The sequence below is a fragment of the Achromobacter sp. Marseille-Q4954 genome (assembly GCF_943737025.1).
GTDB classification, from domain to species: domain Bacteria; phylum Pseudomonadota; class Gammaproteobacteria; order Burkholderiales; family Burkholderiaceae_B; genus Achromobacter; species Achromobacter bronchisepticus_A.
On record NZ_CALSFQ010000002.1, the window covers coordinates 1,103,788 to 1,122,685 of the forward strand.

Sequence of the window (18,898 nt, forward strand, 5' to 3'; positions counted from 1 at the left end):
TTTACCCAGGGACTCCAAAAGGACGAGTCGATTCCCGGCAAATCCCTGCCAACACGCACTAAAATGCGCGGTCTATCCGGCCCGAATTCCATGTCCAGCGCGCCCAAGTCCAATATTCCTACGCCATTCCACGATCACGCCCGCACTCGCCGACGCGGGGTGTACTGGGTCACGCCAGCCATGGTGCTGATCCTCTATATCTGTGTGATGGCGGTGTTCTTCTGGCTGCAACGCATCCATGACGACAGTGTCATGTTTGTCACCATCGACCAGGAAATGCGCCAGCAGCGCCTGATCTGGGTGGTGCTGGCCCTGTCCTGTGTGATCGTCATCAGCCTGCTGATGCTGTGGCGCTATACCCGTTTCCGCTCGGCGGCCGAAGCCGCCCTGATCGCCGAGACGGGCTTCCGCCGCGCCATGGAGAACTCCATGTCCACGGGCATGCGGGTGCTGGACATGGAAGGCCGCATCGCCTACGTGAATCCGGCCTTCTGCCGCATGATCGGCTGGAACGAGGCCGATCTGATCGGCCGCAGCCCGCCCTTCCCTTATTGGGTGCCGGGTCGCCACGAACAGCACCAGCACACCCTGGACGTGCTGATGTCCGGCAAGACGCCCAGCAGCGGCCTGGAAGTCGAGGCGCAGCGCCGCGACGGTTCGCGTTTCACGGCGCGGATGTACGTGTCCCCGCTGCTGGACCCGAACGGCAACCAGATCGGCTGGATGACCTCCATGACCGACATCACCGAGCCCAAGCGCATCCGCGAGGCCCTGACCGCCGCGCACGAACGCTTCATGACGGTGCTGGAAGGCCTGGACGACGCCATCTCGGTCACCGCCGACACCCACGACGGCCTGGAGCTGCTGTTCGCCAACCGCACCTACCGCCGCGTGTTCGGCGCGCAGACCGGCGGCCACGACGAGCTGCTGGCCGGCCGCCGCGGCCGCTTCACCGACGAATCCGTCGAAGTCTTCGCGCCCTCGGTTCAGCGCTGGTTCGAAGTGCACCACCGCATGCTGGCCTGGACCGATGGCCGCCGCGTGCGCATGCAGGTGGCGCGCGACATCACCGAGCGCCGCGTGCACGAGGAAGCCTCGCGCGTGCAGCAGGAAAAGATCCAGCTCACCAGCCGCCTGACCACCATGGGCGAAATGGCCTCCTCGCTGGCGCATGAACTGAACCAGCCGCTGACCGCCATCGCCAACTACAGCATGGGCGCGGTCGCCCTGGTCAAGGCCGGCCACACCAGCCCCAACATGCTGCTGCCGGCCCTGGAAAAGGCCGCCTCGCAGGCCGAGCGCGCCGGCAAGATCATCAGCCGCATCCGCGAATTCGTGAAGCGCAGCGAGCCCCGCCGCCAGCGCGTGACCATCAGCCGGATCGTCGACAATGCCATCGGCTTCGCCGAGATCGACGCCCGCAAGCGCCGCATCCGCATCGACCGCTTTGTGCCGTCGAACGCGCCGGACGTGCTGGCCGACCCCATCCTGATCGAGCAGGTGCTGTTGAACCTGCTGAAGAACGGGCTGGAGGCCATGGAAAACAGCGAATCCGACGAACTCAAGGTCGCCGTGATCCTGCACGAACAGCACATCGAGGTCGCGGTCGTGGACCGCGGCCACGGCCTGGCTGAACCCGAACGCCTGTTCGAACCCTTCTTCAGCACCAAGACCCAGGGCCTGGGCATGGGGCTGAACATCTGCCGTACCATTATTGAATCGCACCATGGCCGCTTGTGGGCGGATCCCAATCCCGCCGGCGGCACCATTTTCCGCTTTACCCTGCCCTGCGCTGCACCCCAGTCGCAGGCCCAGAACGATCAGTCCGAGGAGTTGCACGCATGAACACGCCCCACCTGTCGAGCACGGTTTTCATTGTTGACGACGACGAAGCGGTCCGCGATTCGCTGCGCTGGCTATTGGAGGCCAATGGCTATCGCGTTCGCGCCTACGCCAGCGGCGAGTCCTTCCTGGAAGACTACGACGCCAGCCAGATCGGCGTGCTGATCGCCGACGTGCGCATGCCCGGCATGAGCGGCCTGGAACTGCAGGAACAGTTGATCGCCCGCAATGCCCCGCTGCCCATCGTGTTCATCACCGGCCACGGCGACGTGCCGATGGCCGTGTCCACCATGAAGAAAGGCGCGGTCGACTTCCTGGAAAAGCCCTTCAATGAATCCGATTTGCGCGAGATCGTGGCGCGCATGCTGGAGCAGGCCACGCAGCGCGTGAGCAAGCACCAGGCCCAGAAAGACCACGAAGCCATGCTGGCGCGCCTGACCGCGCGCGAGCAGCAGGTGCTGGAGCGCATCGTCGCGGGCCGCTTGAACAAGCAGATCGCCGACGACCTGGGCATCAGCATCAAGACCGTAGAGGCGCACCGCGCCAACATCATGGAAAAACTTGAAGTGACCACCGTAGCTGATTTGATGAAAGTGGCCTTGGCCAAACCCGAGGCGACGGCATGAGCCGCCGGGCCGATCCCAAGGCGAATACCGCAGCGCGTAGCGCGGAGGCCGCCGAATGACTGCAAGGATTATCGACGGCGCGGCCCTGTCGGCGCGCATTCGCGAAGAAGCTGCCCAACGCGTTGCGGCCCTGGCCGCCAAGGGTACCCGCCCCGGCCTGGCCGTGGTGCTGGTGGGTGAAGACCCCGCTTCCCAGGTGTACGTCCGCAATAAGGTGGCGGCCTGCGAAAAGGCCGGCCTGCATTCCGTCAAGGAACAGTACCCCGCGGACATGACCGAGGCCGAGCTGCTGGCCCGCATCGCCATCCTGAACCAGGACCCCACCATCCACGGCATCCTGGTGCAGTTGCCGCTGCCCAAGCACATGGACTCCCACAAGGTCATCGAAGCCATCGCGGCCGAGAAGGACGTGGACGGCTTCCATATCAGCAACGCCGGCCTGCTCATGACCGGCCAGCCCCTGTTCCGCCCCTGCACGCCCTATGGCGTGATGAAGATGCTGGAATCGGAAGGCGTGACGCTGCGTGGCGCCGAAGCCGTAATCGTGGGCGCGAGCAACATCGTCGGCAAGCCCATGGCGATGCTGCTGCTGCAGGCCGGCGCCACCATCACCATCTGCAATTCCAAGACGCGCGACCTGGCGGCCCAGACCCGCCGCGCCGACGTGCTGGTGGTCGCCACCGGCAAGCCCGGCATGATCGACGGTTCGATGATCAAGCCCGGCGCGGTCGTGATCGACGTGGGCATCAACCGCGGCGCTGACGGCAAGCTGTGCGGCGACGTGGACTTCGCCTCGGCCAAGGAAGTGGCGGGCGCCATCACCCCCGTTCCGGGCGGCGTGGGTCCCATGACCATCGCCATGCTGCTGGTCAACACCATCGAAGCCGCGGAACGCGCCGCAGGCTGATACTTTGCATGTCATGGGCGCGGCGCGGGAGTTCTTCTGCCAGAACTCCCGCGCCGCGCCCATCGCACTTGCATTCCGGGGAATCGCCCCAAACTGATTCTTGTCCCTATTCCCGCCGCTACCGCCATGTCCCAGAATCCCCTGCTCGCCCCTGTTTCCGACCTCGTCGACTATGCGGCCGTCAAACCCGGACACATCGTGCCGGCAGTCGAGGAGCTGCTGGGCATCGCCCGCCTGGCCGTGGACCGCGCCGCCGACCCTGCGCTGGCGCCCACCTGGGAAGCCGTGGTTGAGCCGCTGGATACCGCCTCGGAACGCCTGTGGCGCGCCTGGTCGGTCGCCGGCCACCTGAATGCCGTGGTCAACACCCCGGAGCTGCGCGAAGCGTATAACGCCGCCCTGCCCCTGGTGACTGAATTCTCCACCTGGGTCGGCCTGCACGAAGGCCTGTACAAGCAGTACCAGCGCCTGGCCGCCGCCCCCGATTTCGCGTCCTGGACGCCGGTGCGCCGCCGCATCGTGGAAATGGCCCTGCGCGACTTCCGCCTGAGCGGCGTGGAGCTGCAAGGCGCCGACCGCGAACGCTACGCCGCCATTTCCGACCGCGAGGCCCAGGCCTCGCAGAAATTCTCCGAAAACGTGCTGGACTCGATCGACGCCTGGTCGCTGCTGGTCGAGGACGAGGCCCGCCTGGCAGGCATTCCGGCCGACGTGCGGGCCGCCGCCCGCGCCGCGGCCGAGGAAGACGGCAAGCCGGGCTGGAAGCTGACGCTGAAGATGCCGTGCTACCTGCCCGTGATGCAGTATGCCCAGGACCGTACGCTGCGCGAAGCGCTGTACCGCGGCTACGGCACCGTGGCGTCGGAACACGGCGATGGCAAGTTCGACAATTCGCCGCTCATCGAAGAGCTGCTGTCCCTGCGCGCCGAAGAAGCCGGCCTGCTCGGCCTGGGCACCTTCGCCGCGCTGCGCCTGCAAACGCGCATGGCGCGCGACGCGCAGGAAGTCACCGTATTCCTGCGCGACCTGGCCGCGCGCGCCAAGCCCTACGCCCAGCGCGACCTGGCGGAGCTGAAAGCCTACGCCACCGGCGAGCTGGGCCTGGACGACCTGCAGCCCTGGGACGTGGCCTACGCTTCCGAGCGCCTGCGCGAATCGCGCTATGCCTATTCCGAAGACGAGGTGAAGCAGTATTTCACCGAACCGCGCGTGCTGTCCGGCCTGTTCGAGGTCATCGAGACCCTGTTCGACGTGCGCCTGGCGGAAACGCCCGTCTCGTCCTGGCATGGCGACGTGCGCGGCGTGCGCGTGGAAAGCCCCAAGGGCGAACTCATTGGTTATCTGTACCTGGACCTGTACGCCCGCGCCGGCAAGCAGAGCGGCGCCTGGGTCGACAGCGAACGCACGCGCCGCGTCGTGGCTGGCAAGGTGCAGACGCCCATCGCCTACCTGACCTGCAATTTCTCGCGCCCCAACGGCGACAAGCCGGCCGTCCTGACGCATGACGACGTCATCACGCTGTTCCATGAAACCGGCCATGCGCTGCACACCCTGCTGTCCGAAGTGGACGAACCCGGCGCCGCGGCCTTCGCCAGCGTCGAATGGGACGCCATCGAACTGCCCTCGCAGTTCATGGAGAACTTCTGCTGGGAATGGGCGGTGGTGCAGAAGCTGTCCGCCCACGTCGACACGGGCGAGCCCCTGCCGCGCGCGCTGTATGACCGCCTGGTCGCCGCCCGCAATTACCAGAGCGGCATGCAGACCGTGCGCCAGATCGAGTTCGCGCTGTTCGACATGCTGATGCATGACCGCGCCCAGGGCGCGTCGATTGCCGAAGTGCTGGCCCTGCTGCAGGAAGTGCGCCAGGAAGTGGCCGTGCTGTTCCCGCCCGCCTGGCACCGCCTGCCGCACGCCTTCTCGCACCTGTTCGCGGGCGGCTACGGCGCGGGCTATTACAGCTACAAGTGGGCGGAGGTGCTGTCGGCCGACGCCTACGAAGCCTTCGAAGAGGCGGCGGCGCGCCAGGCCGGCAACGCGCTGGGCACGCTGGATCCCGAAACGGGCGCACGCTTCCGCCGCGAAGTGCTGGCCGTGGGCGGATCGCGCCCGGCGGCAGAGTCCTTCGCCGCCTTCCGCGGGCGCGCGCCGCGCATCGACGCCCTGCTGCGCCATAGCGGCATGACGCCTGCCTGAGCGTCCGCGCCTCCGCGCGCAATCCGACGGCCCGCCCTGGCGGGCCGTTTTCTATGCCGCGGCGGAATCGTCCACCGGCCGGCGCGCCGACATCACCAGCCAGCGCCCGTGTACGGACTGGTCGGAACCGGCCTGCTTCCAGTAGCGACGGCTTTCCTCGTCCTGCGCCTGCTTGAGCCTGCGGCCGTAGTAGAGCCGCGACGGCACGGCCAGCACATGCTCCGCCATGCGCTTGGGCTTGTTCTCGTCCACGTCGTGCAAGGTGATGTCGGTGTAGCCGTAGTGCTTGAACAGCAGATGCAGCTGCGGAAAGCTCCACGGAAAGTACGTGACGTAATCCTCGCCACGCTGCCGTCCGACCATGGGCCGGAACCCCGAATGAAAGCCGCGCAGCAGGAACTGCAGGCGCGAACGGAAGTACCAGGTGTTGGGCGTGGTGACGATCAGCGTGCCGCCCGGCCGCAGCGCGCGATAAAAGCTCTGCATCAGCACGCCGGGGTTGGTCAGCAAGTGGATCGCCTCGCAGCAGACCACGGCATCGTAGGCAGCGGAAACCGTCAATGGCGTTTCCAGGTCGTGCTCCGCCACCTGGCGGTAGCCGCCGTCCGCCGGCGGAAACTCCCACAGACCCACGCCATCGATATCGACCTGCCGGCCGCTGGCGGCGGGCAGCATGTCGCCCAGCCAGCCCAATCCGCAAGGCGCGTCCAGCACCGAATCCGCCAGGCGGCTGCGCAGGATGTCGAGCACGACGGGGTAGTACGGATAGTAGGGATAGCCCAAGGAATTCCTGACCGGCATGTCCATATGTGGCGCCTCTAGATCTTGAAATCTGACACGGCCCTGAATGTAGCGGCAGCCATGGCACCCGGTCTGGAGAATTCGCCACTTCCAAACAATAACTAGACAAAGCTTTACAAGTGGACGGGGCGGCCCCGCAGCTTGCGCCAGGACAAGCCGCCCCCAAGTTGGCGCCCCTTGCCCGCTGCGCCCTGCCCGCGGCTTGCGGGTAGAATCAAAAGGTTTACCCCCTACCGGCCCTTGGACTCATGCGACACCTCATTTCCGGCCGCGCCCTGCGCAGCCTGCTGCTGACCCTGTGCGTGTTTCTCGCTGCCTGCGGCGACAGGAACGTCGATTGGACCCTGTACAACGTGAAGGGGCACCTGCCCGACCTGAAGTTCTCCCTGCCTGGCGCAGGCGGCAAGATGGTCAGCAGCGACGATTTGAAGGGCAAGACCGTGCTGCTGTTCTTCGGCTACGCCAGCTGCCCGGACGTCTGCCCCACCACCATGGCGCAGTTGACGGCCGTGCTGCAGAACCTGGGCGACAAGGCCCGCGACGTGCGCATCCTGTTCGTCAGCGTGGACCCGCACCGCGACACGCCGGACATCCTGCAGGCCTACGTCAACGCCTTCAACAACAACGCCATCGGCGTGACCGGCGATGAAAAGCAGATCGCCGACCTGGCGCGCCGCTACCGCGTGGCCTACCAGATCGAGAAGCCGCGCCCCGGGGACGACGCCGATATGTACGAAGTCACGCACAGCCGCGGCGTGTATATATTCGACAAGGACGGCAAGGCGCGCTTGCTGGCTTCGGATACCGACAGCATCGAGGCCATGACCAAGGACGTGCGCCAGTTGATCGACCTGACTTCCTAAGCGCCAGCGGGGCGCGATGTTGCCCGCGCGCCCCATACACCAGTTGTTACAGCCGCTGTGCGCGGGGCGTGAGTATCATCTAGCCACACTGCCCCCTTTTACTTCCAGCAAGGAGTACGCGCATGAGCATAATCATCATGATCATCGTCGGGTTCGTCGTGGGCCTGATCGCCCGCGCCATCATGCCCGGAGACCAGAACATGGGGATCATCATGACCACCATCCTGGGTATCGTCGGTTCGGTCGTCGCCGGCTTCCTGGGCCAATCGCTGGGCTGGTACGCGCCAGGCGAACCCGCCGGGTGGATCGGATCGGTCGTCGGCGCGATCGTCGTGCTGTTCGTGGTTGGCCTGATCGCCAAGAAACGCGCCTGACGTTCTGCTGGACCTGAAATGAAAACGGGCCGATCGAAAGATCGGCCCGTTTTTTTCGCCTGCCCTTACTGCTGCTGGGCCTGCGCGGTCGCCGTGCGTTCGGTCCAGCCGCCGCCCAGCACCTTGTACAGGGTGACGAGATTGGACAGCCTGGCCCGGCGCGTATCCACCAGCGCCTGCTGCGCGGTGTACAGCGAACGCTGCGAATCCAGCACGCTCAGGTAGTCGTCGATACCCTGGCGGAAACGCTGGTCCGACGCGTCGTAGGCGCGCTGGTTGGCGGCTACCAGAAGCCGCTGCGCCTGGATTTGCTCGTCCAGGGTGCCGCGTCCGGCCAGGGCGTCCGCCACTTCGCGGAACCCCGTCTGGATCGACTTCTCGTACTGCGCGACCTGGATGTTCTTCTGCACCTTGGCCAGATCCAGGCCGGCAAGCAGCGAGCCGCCCGCGAAGATCGGCACGGTGATCTGGGGCACGAAGCTCCAGGCGCCCGAGCCGCCTTCGAACAGCCCGCCCAGGCTGGCGCTGGCGGTGCCGGCCGAGCCCGTCAGGCTGATGGTCGGGAAGAAGGCGGCGCGCGCCGCGCCGATATTGGCGTTGGCGCCCTTCAACTGGTGCTCGGCCGCGCGGATGTCCGGGCGGCGGGCCAGCAGGTCCGACGGAAGGCCGGCGGGCAAGGTGGTCGGCAACATGCCATCGTCGAGCTGGACGGCGTTGTCCAGCGCCGCCGTCAGCTCGGGCGACAGCGGCTGGCCCACCAGCAAGACCAGCGCATTGCGGTCCTGCGCGGCCTGGCGCGTGTATTGCGACAGGTTGCGCTCGGCGGTACGCAGCGACACTTCCGCCTGGCTCAGGTCCAGCGCCGTGGACAGGCCCTGGTCGTAGCTCTGCTGCGTGAGCTTGAAGGAATCCTGCTGGCTCTTGAGCGTGTCGCGCGTCAGGCCGACGAGTTCCTGGTCGGCGCGCAGGGTCAGGTAGGCATTGGCCACTTCGGCGATCAGCGTCAGCTGGGTCGCAGTGCGGGTTTCATCCAGCGCCAGATAGGATTCCAGCGCCTTGTCGCTCAGGCTGCGGATGCGGCCGAACAGGTCCAGCTCCCAGGCCGACATGGCGGCGCCGACCTGGTAGCTGTGGCTGGTGGTGGCGCGGCCGCTGGCCGACAAGTCGGCCGGCGAGCGCTGGGCCGATTCCTGGCCGGCGATGCCGATGCTGGGCATCAGGTCGGCGCGCTGGATGCGGTACTGGGCGCGCGCCGCCTCGACGTTCAGGGCCGCCACGCGCAGGTCGCGGTTGTTCGCCAGCGACTGTTCGATCAGCTGTTGCAGCAGCGGATCCGAGCCGAAGAAATCGCGCCAGCCGATATCGGCCGTCATCAGGCCGCCCGCGTCGGCGGGCTGGGTCGCCTGGTAGGACGGACCCGTGGGATAGGCCGCATCGATCGGCGCGTCCGGCCGTTCGTAGGTGGGGGCCAGCGAGCAGCCCGCCAGGGCCGCCGCCAGGGAAACAGACAGCAAGGTTCTCATCGGGAATGTCATTGCGGTTGGCCCTCCGTCGAGACGCCCTGCGTGCCGTTGGCGCTGGTGTCGTGCTCGTCGACGTTTTCGCTCATGCGCTTGACCTTGAAGACGCGCAGCATGATCACGAAGAAGGCCGGAACAAAGAAGATAGCCAGGAAGGTGCCGGTCAGCATGCCGCCGATCACGCCCGTGCCGATGGCGTTCTGGCTGCCCGAGCCCGCCCCCGACGAGATCGCCAGCGGCGTCACGCCCAGGATGAACGCCAGCGACGTCATCAGGATGGGACGCAGGCGCTGCCGCGCGGCGTGGATGGCCGATTCCGTCAGGCTGGCGCCATGCTCGTAGTGCTCCTTGGCGAACTCCACGATCAGGATGGCGTTCTTGGCCGCGAGACCGATGGTTGTGAGCAGGCCCACCTGGAAGTACACGTCGTTGGACAAGCCCCGCATCATGGTGGCGAGCAAGGCCCCGATGATGCCCAACGGCACCACCAGCATCACCGCCGACGGGATGGTCCAGCTTTCGTACAGCGCAGCCAGGCACAGGAACACCACGATCAGCGAAATCGCGTAGAGCGCGGGCGCCTGGGCGCCGGACAGGCGTTCTTCGAACGACAGCCCGGTCCATTCAAAGCCCACGCCCACCGGCAACTTGCTCGCCAGGCGTTCCATTTCCTCCATGGCCGCGCCCGAGCTGTAGCCCGGCGCCGCCTGGCCCTGGATGTTGTACGACGGCACGCCGTTATAGCGGTTCAGCTTTTGCGGGCCGTAGCTCCAGGTGGCCTTGGCGAAGGCCGAGAACGGCACCATGTCGCCCTCTTTGTTGCGCACGTACCATTTGTTCAGGTCTTCCGGCAGCATGCGCGACGACGCCTCGCCCTGCGCGAACACCTTCTTCACGCGGCCGCGGTCGATGAAGTCGTTGACGTACGACGAACCCCAGGCCGTGGCCAGCGTGCTGTTGATGTCCGAGACGGCCACGCCCAGGGCGCGCGCCTTCTCGCGGTCGATGTCGAGCTGATACTGCGGCGCGTCTTCGATGCCGTTGGGGCGCACGCCCTGCAGGACCGGACTCTTGGCGGCTTCGCCCAGCAGCTGGTTGCGCGCGGCAAGCAGCCGCTCATGGCCCACGCCCGCGCGGTCCATCAACTGGAAGTCGAAGCCAGTGACGTTGCCCAGTTCCATCACGGACGGCGGCGGCACCACGAACAATTGCGCACGGCGCTCCGTCTTGCGGAAGTGCGCGTTGGCCCGTCCCGCCACGGCGCCGGCCTTCAGACGCGCGTCGCCGCGTTCTTCCCAGTCGCGCAGCTTGATAAACAGGATGGACGCGTTCTGGCCGCGGCCGCCGAAGTTGAAGCCGTTGACGGCGAACACCGAGGTGACGGCGTCCTTTTCCTCGGTCAGCAGATACTTGGTGGCGTCGTCGATGACGGCCTTGGTGCTTTCCGCCGTCGCGCCGGCAGGCGTCTGGATCTGGGCGAACAGAATGCCCTGGTCTTCGTCCGGCAGGAACGCGGTCGGGATGCGGGTGAACATCCAGCCCATGGCGATAACCAGCGCCAGGTACACCACCATCAGGCGTTTGGTACGGTTCAGGCCGCGTGCGACGGTATTGGCATAGCCGTGGCTGCTGCGGTCGAACGCGCGGTTGAACCAGCCGAAGAAACCCTTCTTGGAACCATGATGGCCCTTGGGGATGGGCTTGAGCAAGGTCGCGCACAAGGCCGGCGTGAACACGATGGCCACGATCACCGACAGCACCATGGAGGACACGATGGTGATGGAGAACTGGCGGTAGATCACGCCCGTGGAACCGCCGAAGAAGGCCATGGGAATGAACACCGCCGCCAGCACCATGGCGATGCCGATCAGGGCGCCGGTGATCTGCGACATGGACTTGCGGGTGGCCTGCTTGGGCGACAAGCCCTCTTCGGCCATCACGCGTTCGACGTTTTCCACCACCACGATGGCGTCGTCCACCAGCAGGCCGATGGCCAGCACCATGCCGAACATGGTCAGCGTATTGATGGAATAACCGAACGCCGCCAGCACGCCGAACGTGCCCAACAGCACCACCGGCACCGCCAGGGTGGGAATGATGGTGGCGCGGAAGTTCTGCAGGAACAGGTACATCACCAGGAAGACCAGGATGATGGCCTCGATCAGCGTCTTGAACACCTCGTGGATCGACAGGCTGACGAACGGCGTGGTGTCGTACGGATAGACGACGTCCATGCCCGGCGGGAAGTAAGGCTTCAGGTTGTTGATGGTGTCGCGCACCGCCTGGGCCGTATCCAGCGCGTTGGCGCCCGGCGCCAGCTTGACCGCCAGGCCCGAGGCCGGCTTGCCGTTGTAGAAGCTGTCGATGGCGTAGGTCTGCCCGCCCAGTTCGATGGAGGACACGTCGCCCAGGCGCACTTGCGAGCCGTCGGCGTTGACCTTGAGCAGGATGCGGCCGAAGTCTTCCGCCTTCTCCAGGCGCGACGGCCCGATGATGGTGGCGTTCAGTTGCTGGCCGCGCACGGACGGCAGGCCGCCCAGCTGGCCGGACGACACCTGCACGTTCTGTTCCTTGATCGCCGCCACCACGTCGACCGTGGTCAGGCCGTAGTTGACGAGCTTGGCGGGATCCAGCCAGATGCGCATCGCATACTGCGAGCCGAACAGCTGGAAGTCGCCCACGCCCTGCGTGCGGCTGATGGGATCCTGGACATAGGAGGCGACATAGTCGGCCAGGTCGTCCTTGGTCATCGAGCCGTCGGTGGACACGAAGCCCGCCACGATCAGGAAGTTCTTGGTGGCCTTGGTGACGCGAATGCCCTGCTGCTGCACTTCCTGCGGCAAGAGCGGCTGCGCCAGCGACAGCTTGTTCTGCACCTGGACCTGCGCGGTATCAGGGTTGGTGCCCTGCGTGAAGGTCAGGGTGATGGACATGCTGCCGTCGGAGTTGCTTTCCGAGGAGATGTACTGCAGGCCGTCCAGGCCGTTCATCTGCTGCTCGATCACCTGCACCACGGTGTCCTGCACGGTCTGCGCGGAAGCGCCCGGGTAGGTCACCGCAATGCCGATGGCTGGCGGCGCGATGTTGGGGTATTGGGAGACCGGCAGCTTCAGGATGGACAGCGCGCCGGCCATCATCAGCACGATCGCGATCACCCATGCGAAGACCGGTCTATCGATAAAAAACTTTGCCATGCAAGGCTCCTGACTACTACTGCTTGGCCGCCGCGGCGGCTGCTTGCGGCTGCTGCGCCGGCTGCGCGGCACTGGCTTCGGTGGCGACGACTTCAGCCCCCGGACGCACCATCTGCAGACCTTCCACGATGACCTTGTCGCCAGCGGCCAAGCCGTCGGTGACCAGCCACTTGTCGCCGATGGCGCGGTCGGTCTTCAGTTCACGCAGTTCTACCTGGTTCTTGGCGTTGACCACCAGCGCCGTCGGGACGCCGCGCTGGTTGCGCGTCACGCCGCGCTGCGGCACCAGCAGGCCGTCGGCGGCCACGCCGTCGGCCAGGCGGGCGCGCACGAACATGCCCGGCAACAGGCGGCGTTCCGGATTGGGGAACACTGCGCGCAAGGTGACCGAGCCCGTGCCCTGGTCCACCGTGACTTCGGAGAACTGCAGCTTGCCCGGCTGGGCGTACTGCGAGCCGTCTTCCAGGGTCAGCGTCACCAGCGCGGCCTGCTCGCCGTCGGCCTTCTTCAGCAGGCCGCTGGCCAGCGCGTTCTGCAGGCGCAGCAGCTGGACGCTGGATTGGGTCACGTCGACGTAGATGGGATCGATCTGCTGCACCGCGGCCAGGGCGGTGGTCTGGTTGGCCGTGACCAGCGCGCCTTCGGTCACCGCCGAACGGCCGATGATGCCGTCGATGGGCGACAGCACCTTGGTGTAGACCAGGTTGATGCGCGCCGTGTCCAGCGCCGCCTTGGCCGACAGCACGTCGGCGGCGGCCTGATCGCGCGAGGCGACGGCGTTGTCATAGGTCTGCTGGCTGACCGCGCGGGTGGCGACCAGCGGCTTGTAGCGCTCGGCCAGCAGCGCGGCCGTCTTTTGCTGCGCCTGGGCGCGCGCCAGGGCGGCCTTCTGGCTGTCCAGGCTGGCCTGGTAGAGCGCGGGATCGATCTGGTAGAGCTGCTGGCCCGCCTTGACCTCGCCGCCTTCGGTAAAGAGGCGCTTCTGGACGATGCCATTGACCTGGGGACGCACTTCGGCCACGCGGAACGGCGAGGTGCGGCCAGGCAGTTCAGTCGTCAGCGAAACGGGCTGCGTGGCAAGCGTCACTACCGTTACCTGGGGCTTGCCCGCCTGGGGAGCGTCTTGCTTCTTGCCGCAAGCGGCCAGCATGAGGGCCGATGCCGTCAGCGTGACGACTGCCGCGCTGCGCCACATAGCGCTTTTCTTATCCATAGATTGCATTCCCGATTTCAACAAAAAAAAAGCCCGCCCCGGATCGCGTAATGAGCGTTCCGTGCGCATCGATTGGGTGGATTTGCCTCGAACACGCAGGCTGGGCTTTGTCGCATTGCTGCATTGCAGAACTCGCATTCTGCGTTATCCCGCCCCAGAAACAAAGAGGCATGTTGAGAAAACATCATTCCATTTATGGGACAATGGCTTCACCGTTGAATATGACAAAATTCCGCCATGAAACGCTTGCAAGGCATGGAACTATTCGTCGAAGTCGCCAAAACGCGCAGCTTCAGCCGCGCGGCGGCGATGCTCGGCGTGCCGAAATCGACACTGTCCCGCCAGGTGGCCGAACTGGAGCGCTCCGTGGGCCTGCGCCTGCTCAGCCGCACCACCCGCAAGGTCGAACTGACCGACGCGGGCCGCCTGTACTTCGACCGCTGCCAGCGCATCGTGGCCGAGGCGCAGATCGCCCATGAGGAACTGCAGAAGCTGGTCGATACGCCGGCCGGGCCGCTGCGGGTGAACATGCCCGCGGATTTCGGCACGGACTTCCTGGCTGAATCGTTCATGGAATTTTCCCGCCGCTACCCCGACGTCACGTTTTTCCTGGACCTGGCCAATCCGGATCACGCGCAGCGCGTGTTCCAGACCTGCGATATTTCGATCGAAATCGGCGAACTGCCCGATTCGTCACAGATTGCGAGGCTCTTGGGCATGCTGCCGGCCCATCTGTACGCCTCGCGCGAATACCTGAAGAAGCACGGCGAACCGCGGCATCCCAGCGACTTGACCCGCCACGAGTGCATAGAGTTCCGCGCCAAGGGCGCCGGACAGGTGACCCGCTGGCCCCTGACCGACGGCCAGCAGCACATCGAATTCACTCCCGGCAACCGCTTTTCCGTCAACGGCGTCGCCATGGCCCGGCGCCTGGCCCTGCTGGGCGCGGGCATCGTGGTGCTGCTGGGCGACCAGTCGGCCGAACAGCAGTCCGGCCAATTGCAGCGTGTGCTGCCTGACTGGCAACTGGGTCCGTTTCCGGTCTACGCGGTGACGGAGACGCGGCTGCTGCCCGCCAAGACCCGGATCTTCATCGAATTCCTGATGGAGCGCCTGGGCGATGTCGGGCAGGCGAAGAATACTCCCGCTTTCATGAAATAAACGGAAGTCGGAAACAGATTGAAAAATTTAGGACTGCCCGACAACACCTGTCGGCCAGTTCGGCCAATCAGAAGCGCTCGTCTTCGCGCAGGTAGCGCCATTGGCCCAGCGGCAGGTCACCCAGCGACACCCGTCCGATGCGCACCCGTTTCAGGCCTATCACCTTCAGGCCTACCAGTTCGCACATGCGGCGGATCTGCCGCTTTTTGCCTTCCCGCAGCACAAAACGCAGTTGGTCGCTGTTCTGCCAACGCACCTGCGCCGGCTTGAGCGCCTTGCCGTCCAGGGACAGGCCGTGGTTCAACAGCGCCAACCCGTTTTCGGACAGGTTGCCCTGCACCCGCACCAGGTACTCCTTGTCCACGCTGGAATCTTCGCCGATCAGGTGCTTGGCGATGCGCCCGTCCTGGGTCAGCACCAGCAGGCCTTGGGAATCGATGTCCAGGCGGCCGGCCACGGCCAGCCCGTCCAGGTGCGCACGCTCGAAACGCTGCGGCGCGCGGTCGCCGGCATAGCGGGAGCGGGAGTCGATCAGGGCCACGGCGGGCGTATAGCCCTTTTCGGCCTGGCCCGAGACGTAGCCCACGGGCTTGTTGATCAGGATGGTGACGCGCGAGGTCTGGCGCGCCTGCGCGGCGCGCTCCAGGGTGATGACCTGGTCAGGGTAGGCCCGGGCGCCCAGTTCGGATACCACAACGCCGTCCACGCGGACCCAGCCGCGCTCGATATAGGTGTCGGCCTCGCGGCGCGAACACAGCCCACGCTCGGACATGAGCTTGGAGATACGTACTTTTTCCATGGCCGGTATTGTATGCGGACGCCATGCCCCCCTCTTCAGGCCGCGGGGTCGTAGTCCGACGGCGCCATGGGATCCAGCGGATGGAGCGGCCGGCTGCGCCGCTGATAGGGAAACAGCGCGAAGTCCGAGCTGGTGACGCCCGCGCTGGCGCATTCCACCAGCGCCTGGGAGATAGGTTCGAACACAGGGCGGCAATACATGCGCGACTTCACCAGCACGAAGCGGGCCCGGCGCGGATCCAGCCCCATGCTCTCGAACACGCCCAGATCCCAGGGCTCGTGGGTTCTCTCGGTGATCACCAATTGCGCGGCGCCTATGTCCAACACCGCGCTGCGGCCCATGCATGCCGTCTGCCCCGTGTACGTCGGACCGGTAATGACATACTCGCCGCCAGTCACGGCGCGGACCACTCCGCGCAGCAGCATGGGCGCCGCCGGGCGGCCGATGGCCGGAATCGGCCGTTTGTTGCCCACCGCCAGCTCCACCTGCGCGCCCTCGCCCGCCGCGGCCAGCGCGGCGACTGCCTCTGGGTCGCAGTACAGGCCCGCAATGATGCCCGTCAGGCCGGCGTCGACCGCGGCCGTCAGCACCTCCATGGTGTCGCAGGTGCCGCCGGACATGCAGTTGTCGCCATGGTCCAGCAGGAGCACGGGCTTGTCCGCGCCGCGGGCCAGTTGCGCCGCGCGGGCCAGCGACTCGCCCAGGGGCTCGCTATCGTAGAAGTAGCCGTCGCGCTCGGCCCAGATGGCCTGCGCCATATCGCTTGCGACCCGTTCCGCCTGCTCCCGCGGCCCGGAGCCCACCACGACCACGCTCAGGCATGGATTGGGGATGTCAGCCAGGGCGAAGCCCGCCAGCACGGAGACGCCCAGCATGCCGTCCGCTTCCGCGCCCCGCGCCGCCTGTACCGCGCGGCGCATGGCGCCCTGGGCCGTGGCGCTGCGCAGGGTGTGCGTCATCAGCGGCAGGCGGCGCCAGGCCATCACCGGGCGCGGGCCGCCATTGAGCCAGTCGTACAGGATGCGGCCCGCGTGCTCGCCGGTCTCGTACATGTCCACGTGCGGATAGGTCTTGAAGCTGATGATCACGTCGGCGTTGGCCATCATCTTGGGCGTGACATTGCCGTGCAGGTCCAGCGCCACGGCGATGGGTACGTCGGGCGTGCGGCATCGCAGGCGTTCGAGCAGGTCGCCTTCGCCGTCGTCGGTAGTTTCGGCCACCATCGCGCCATGCAGATCGAGCAGGATGGCGCCGCAGCCCTGAGCGCCGGCCACGATTGCATCGCACAGTTGGCTATAGGCTTCTGCCGACACCCGGCCGCTGGGGTAGGCCGTGGCGGAAACCGGCGTCACCACCGTCGCGCCGTTGGCCTCGGCAATATCGATGAAGGCGGACATGGCCGTGCGCTTGCCCTTGTTCTCTGCATAGGCCTGGGCGCCGAAGGCGGGGCCGTCATTGCCGAATGCGGACAGCGGCGTGGGCACCGGCGAGAACGTATTGGTCTCGTGGTTCAGGCGGGCGATCATGACCTTCATTGTCCGGCTCCTTCGGCATGCGCATTCAGTTCGTTCAGTTGTTCTGGGACGGCCCCGGGCGCAAGGCCCCCAGGCCAAGCTTTTCCATGGCCTCGCTGGCCTCGACGATCATCGCGGCCACTTCCGCCACGCTCACGCGCAGGCCCGTCGCCCGGGTTCGCATGTGCTCATAGGCGGCGCGCTCATCCAGGCGCTGGTGGTCCATCAGCACGCGGATGGCCTTTTCGATGACGCGCCGCGCCTTGATCGTGCTTTCCAGCTTGTTGATCTTGGACTGCTGGCGACTCTGGAACTGCTTGGCCGAACGCGCCAGCACCAGCGTGCTGAGCACCCCCGCGGAGCGGAACGGCCGCGTCAGCACGCCGTGCGCGTTGGTCTTCAGCAATTGCTTCAGCGTGGTCGGGGTTTCGTACTCGGACAAGGCGATCAGGGTGGCCTCGACCTCGCTGGCCGTCCAGGCGGCGCTGTTGCGGCCGCATTGCGATACCTGGAAGAAGATGACGTCCACGCCGGCGGGCGGGCCATCCGGAAACGGCCAGTGCAGATGGATGCGGCAACCGATGCGCTTGAGCTGTTCGACCAGCAGGTCGCGGTCCTCGCCCGGCGGATACACCACGGCGACGGCCACGCTGCGCAGGTCCTCGTAGAGGCGGCGTAGGCTATGGTCCATGGCTATTTCAACCAGAACTCGTCCAGGCCGAACGCGGTGAGGTACGGGTCCGGCTTCACGGGTTCGTCGCTTTCCCAGACGATGTCGAAGCGTCCGTCCTCGCGGCACACGCCTATGCGCGGCGTCAGCACGCTATGGTTGTTTTCCGCCAGCACGGACATCTGCCCGTCCGGCGCGTCGAACTGCACCTGATGCACCGCCTGCACCAGTTTGCGGGTGTCCATGCTGCCCACGCGCTGCAAGGCGCGCGCGAACAGGTGCATCTGGCTGTAGCAGGTCTCGGCGTAGACGCTGGCGGGATGGTCGCCGAAGCGGGCGCGCCAGCGTTCCAGGAAATGCGCGTTGGCGGGCGTATCCACCGTATTGAAATAGGTCGCAGCTGTGATGTGGCCCACGCAGCGCCGCGGCCCGATCTCCGCCACCTCCGACTCCGCCATGGTCAGGCTGGCGATGGGGATGTGGGCGGTGGCCGCGCCTTCGGCTTGGCAGGCCTCGTGGTAGCGCTGGTAGAAGCGCTGCGCATCGGAGCCGATCAGGGTGGAAAACACCACGTCCGGCTGGATGCGGCGAATGTCAGCCACCACGTCGTTGATCTCGCTGTCGTCGCATCCCAGGGGCAGATAGGTTTCATCCAGGATCTCGCCGCCATGCTCCTCGACCGTCTCGCGCATGATGCGGTTGGTCTCGCGCGGGTAGATGTAGTCCGCGCCCACCAGGAAGATGCGCGAGCCGCAATTCTGGATCAGGTACGCAGCCAGCTGCATGCTGCCCTGGTTCGGCGCCGCGCCGGTATAGATGACGTTGGGCGAATATTCGAAGCCTTCGTAGACCGAGCCGTACCACAGCAGGGAATTGCTGCGCTCGACCACCGGCAGCATGGCCTTGCGACAGTGCGAGGTGCAGCCGCCAAAGATGACGCTGACCTCGTCGTCCAGCAGCAGCCGGGCCGCCAGCCGGCGGTACTCTTCGGCGTCGCTGCGCGGGTCATACACCACCGGCGCCAATGGCCGCCCCAGCACGCCGCCCAGTTCGTTGATCTCCTCCACCGCCAGTACCGTGCCGAAGAAGTGCTGCGACTCCGTGGTTCCGGTGACGCCGCTGCGCGAATAGAGCACGCCGATGCGCCAGTCCGGCCGCTCTGCGTGCTTGTCCTGGGGCGTACTCATGAGGGAATCCTTGAACGTGTAGTGCGCGTGTGCG

The 18,898-nt window shown here is 66.1% G+C and carries 15 protein-coding genes; 7 read left to right on the forward strand and 8 right to left on the reverse strand.

Annotated elements, in window-relative coordinates:
- Positions 1–90 precede the first annotated feature (90 nt).
- From NGK62_RS23140 to NGK62_RS23155, 4 genes are all read left to right on the forward strand, one after another.
- Positions 91–1,845: a PAS domain-containing sensor histidine kinase gene (locus tag NGK62_RS23140; RefSeq protein WP_059374396.1), complete on the forward strand. Its 1,755-nt coding sequence runs from the start codon at positions 91–93 to the stop codon at positions 1,843–1,845.
- Positions 1,842–2,468 carry a response regulator transcription factor gene (locus NGK62_RS23145; protein WP_054456641.1) on the forward strand — a complete coding sequence of 209 codons (627 nt, stop codon included), beginning with the start codon at positions 1,842–1,844 and terminating at the stop codon, positions 2,466–2,468. Before NGK62_RS23140 ends, NGK62_RS23145 begins: the two co-directional genes overlap by 4 nt.
- 55 nt (positions 2,469–2,523) lie before the next feature.
- Positions 2,524–3,375, forward strand: coding sequence for a bifunctional methylenetetrahydrofolate dehydrogenase/methenyltetrahydrofolate cyclohydrolase FolD (folD, locus tag NGK62_RS23150; protein WP_118933566.1), 852 nt, complete (start codon positions 2,524–2,526; stop codon positions 3,373–3,375).
- Positions 3,376–3,501: 126 nt separating this feature from the next.
- Positions 3,502–5,568 carry a M3 family metallopeptidase gene (locus tag NGK62_RS23155; protein ID WP_251880542.1) on the forward strand — a complete coding sequence of 689 codons (2,067 nt, stop codon included), beginning with the start codon at positions 3,502–3,504 and terminating at the stop codon, positions 5,566–5,568.
- Between the two features lie 51 nt (positions 5,569–5,619).
- Here the strand turns inward: NGK62_RS23155 and NGK62_RS23160 are convergent, their stop codons facing one another.
- Positions 5,620–6,375, reverse strand: coding sequence for a class I SAM-dependent methyltransferase (locus tag NGK62_RS23160; RefSeq protein WP_251880544.1), 756 nt, complete (start codon positions 6,373–6,375; stop codon positions 5,620–5,622).
- 242 nt (positions 6,376–6,617) lie between these two features.
- On the opposite strand from NGK62_RS23160, the gene NGK62_RS23165 reads away from it, so the two are divergent.
- Both NGK62_RS23165 and NGK62_RS23170 read left to right on the forward strand, forming a co-directional pair.
- Entirely contained in the window at positions 6,618–7,232 is a 615-nt protein-coding gene (locus tag NGK62_RS23165) for an SCO family protein (protein WP_059374390.1), read from the forward strand.
- Between the two features lie 122 nt (positions 7,233–7,354).
- On the forward strand, positions 7,355–7,606 hold the full coding sequence (locus NGK62_RS23170) for a GlsB/YeaQ/YmgE family stress response membrane protein (RefSeq protein ID WP_013393352.1): 252 nt from the start codon (positions 7,355–7,357) through the stop codon (positions 7,604–7,606).
- Between the two features lie 65 nt (positions 7,607–7,671).
- On the opposite strand, the gene adeC is transcribed toward NGK62_RS23170, so the two are convergent.
- From adeC to NGK62_RS23185, 3 genes are read right to left on the reverse strand one after another with little or no spacing between them, the layout of a single operon-like run.
- The gene (gene adeC / locus NGK62_RS23175; protein WP_286012462.1) at positions 7,672–9,141 is read right to left on the reverse strand and encodes an AdeC/AdeK/OprM family multidrug efflux complex outer membrane factor; all 1,470 of its coding nucleotides are present in this window, start codon (positions 9,139–9,141) and stop codon (positions 7,672–7,674) included.
- Positions 9,138–12,320 (reverse strand): efflux RND transporter permease subunit, encoded by a 3,183-nt coding sequence (locus NGK62_RS23180; protein ID WP_251880548.1) that lies wholly within the window; start codon positions 12,318–12,320, stop codon positions 9,138–9,140. Before NGK62_RS23180 ends, adeC begins: the two co-directional genes overlap by 4 nt.
- Positions 12,321–12,336: 16 nt before the next feature.
- Positions 12,337–13,533 carry an efflux RND transporter periplasmic adaptor subunit gene (locus NGK62_RS23185; protein ID WP_059374384.1) on the reverse strand — a complete coding sequence of 399 codons (1,197 nt, stop codon included), beginning with the start codon at positions 13,531–13,533 and terminating at the stop codon, positions 12,337–12,339.
- Between the two features lie 255 nt (positions 13,534–13,788).
- Here NGK62_RS23185 and NGK62_RS23190 point away from each other — a divergent pair, with 255 nt between their 5' ends.
- A complete protein-coding gene (locus NGK62_RS23190) occupies positions 13,789–14,694 on the forward strand; it encodes a LysR family transcriptional regulator (protein WP_059374511.1) in 906 nt (301 codons plus the stop codon).
- Between the two features lie 67 nt (positions 14,695–14,761).
- Here NGK62_RS23190 and NGK62_RS23195 read toward each other — a convergent pair whose 3' ends face one another.
- Genes NGK62_RS23195 through NGK62_RS23210 form a run of 4 tightly spaced genes read right to left on the reverse strand, consistent with a single transcriptional unit; the run spans position 14,762 to position 18,864 of the window.
- On the reverse strand, positions 14,762–15,493 hold the full coding sequence (locus tag NGK62_RS23195) for a pseudouridine synthase (protein WP_059374381.1): 732 nt from the start codon (positions 15,491–15,493) through the stop codon (positions 14,762–14,764).
- Positions 15,494–15,528: 35 nt separating this feature from the next.
- Entirely contained in the window at positions 15,529–17,028 is a 1,500-nt protein-coding gene (locus NGK62_RS23200; RefSeq protein ID WP_251880550.1) for a M81 family metallopeptidase, read from the reverse strand.
- 34 nt (positions 17,029–17,062) lie between these two features.
- Positions 17,063–17,698: an ANTAR domain-containing response regulator gene (locus NGK62_RS23205; protein WP_054456633.1), complete on the reverse strand. Its 636-nt coding sequence runs from the start codon at positions 17,696–17,698 to the stop codon at positions 17,063–17,065.
- 2 nt (positions 17,699–17,700) lie between these two features.
- A complete protein-coding gene (locus NGK62_RS23210) occupies positions 17,701–18,864 on the reverse strand; it encodes a transporter substrate-binding domain-containing protein (RefSeq protein ID WP_059374375.1) in 1,164 nt (387 codons plus the stop codon).
- Positions 18,865–18,898 lie beyond the last annotated feature (34 nt).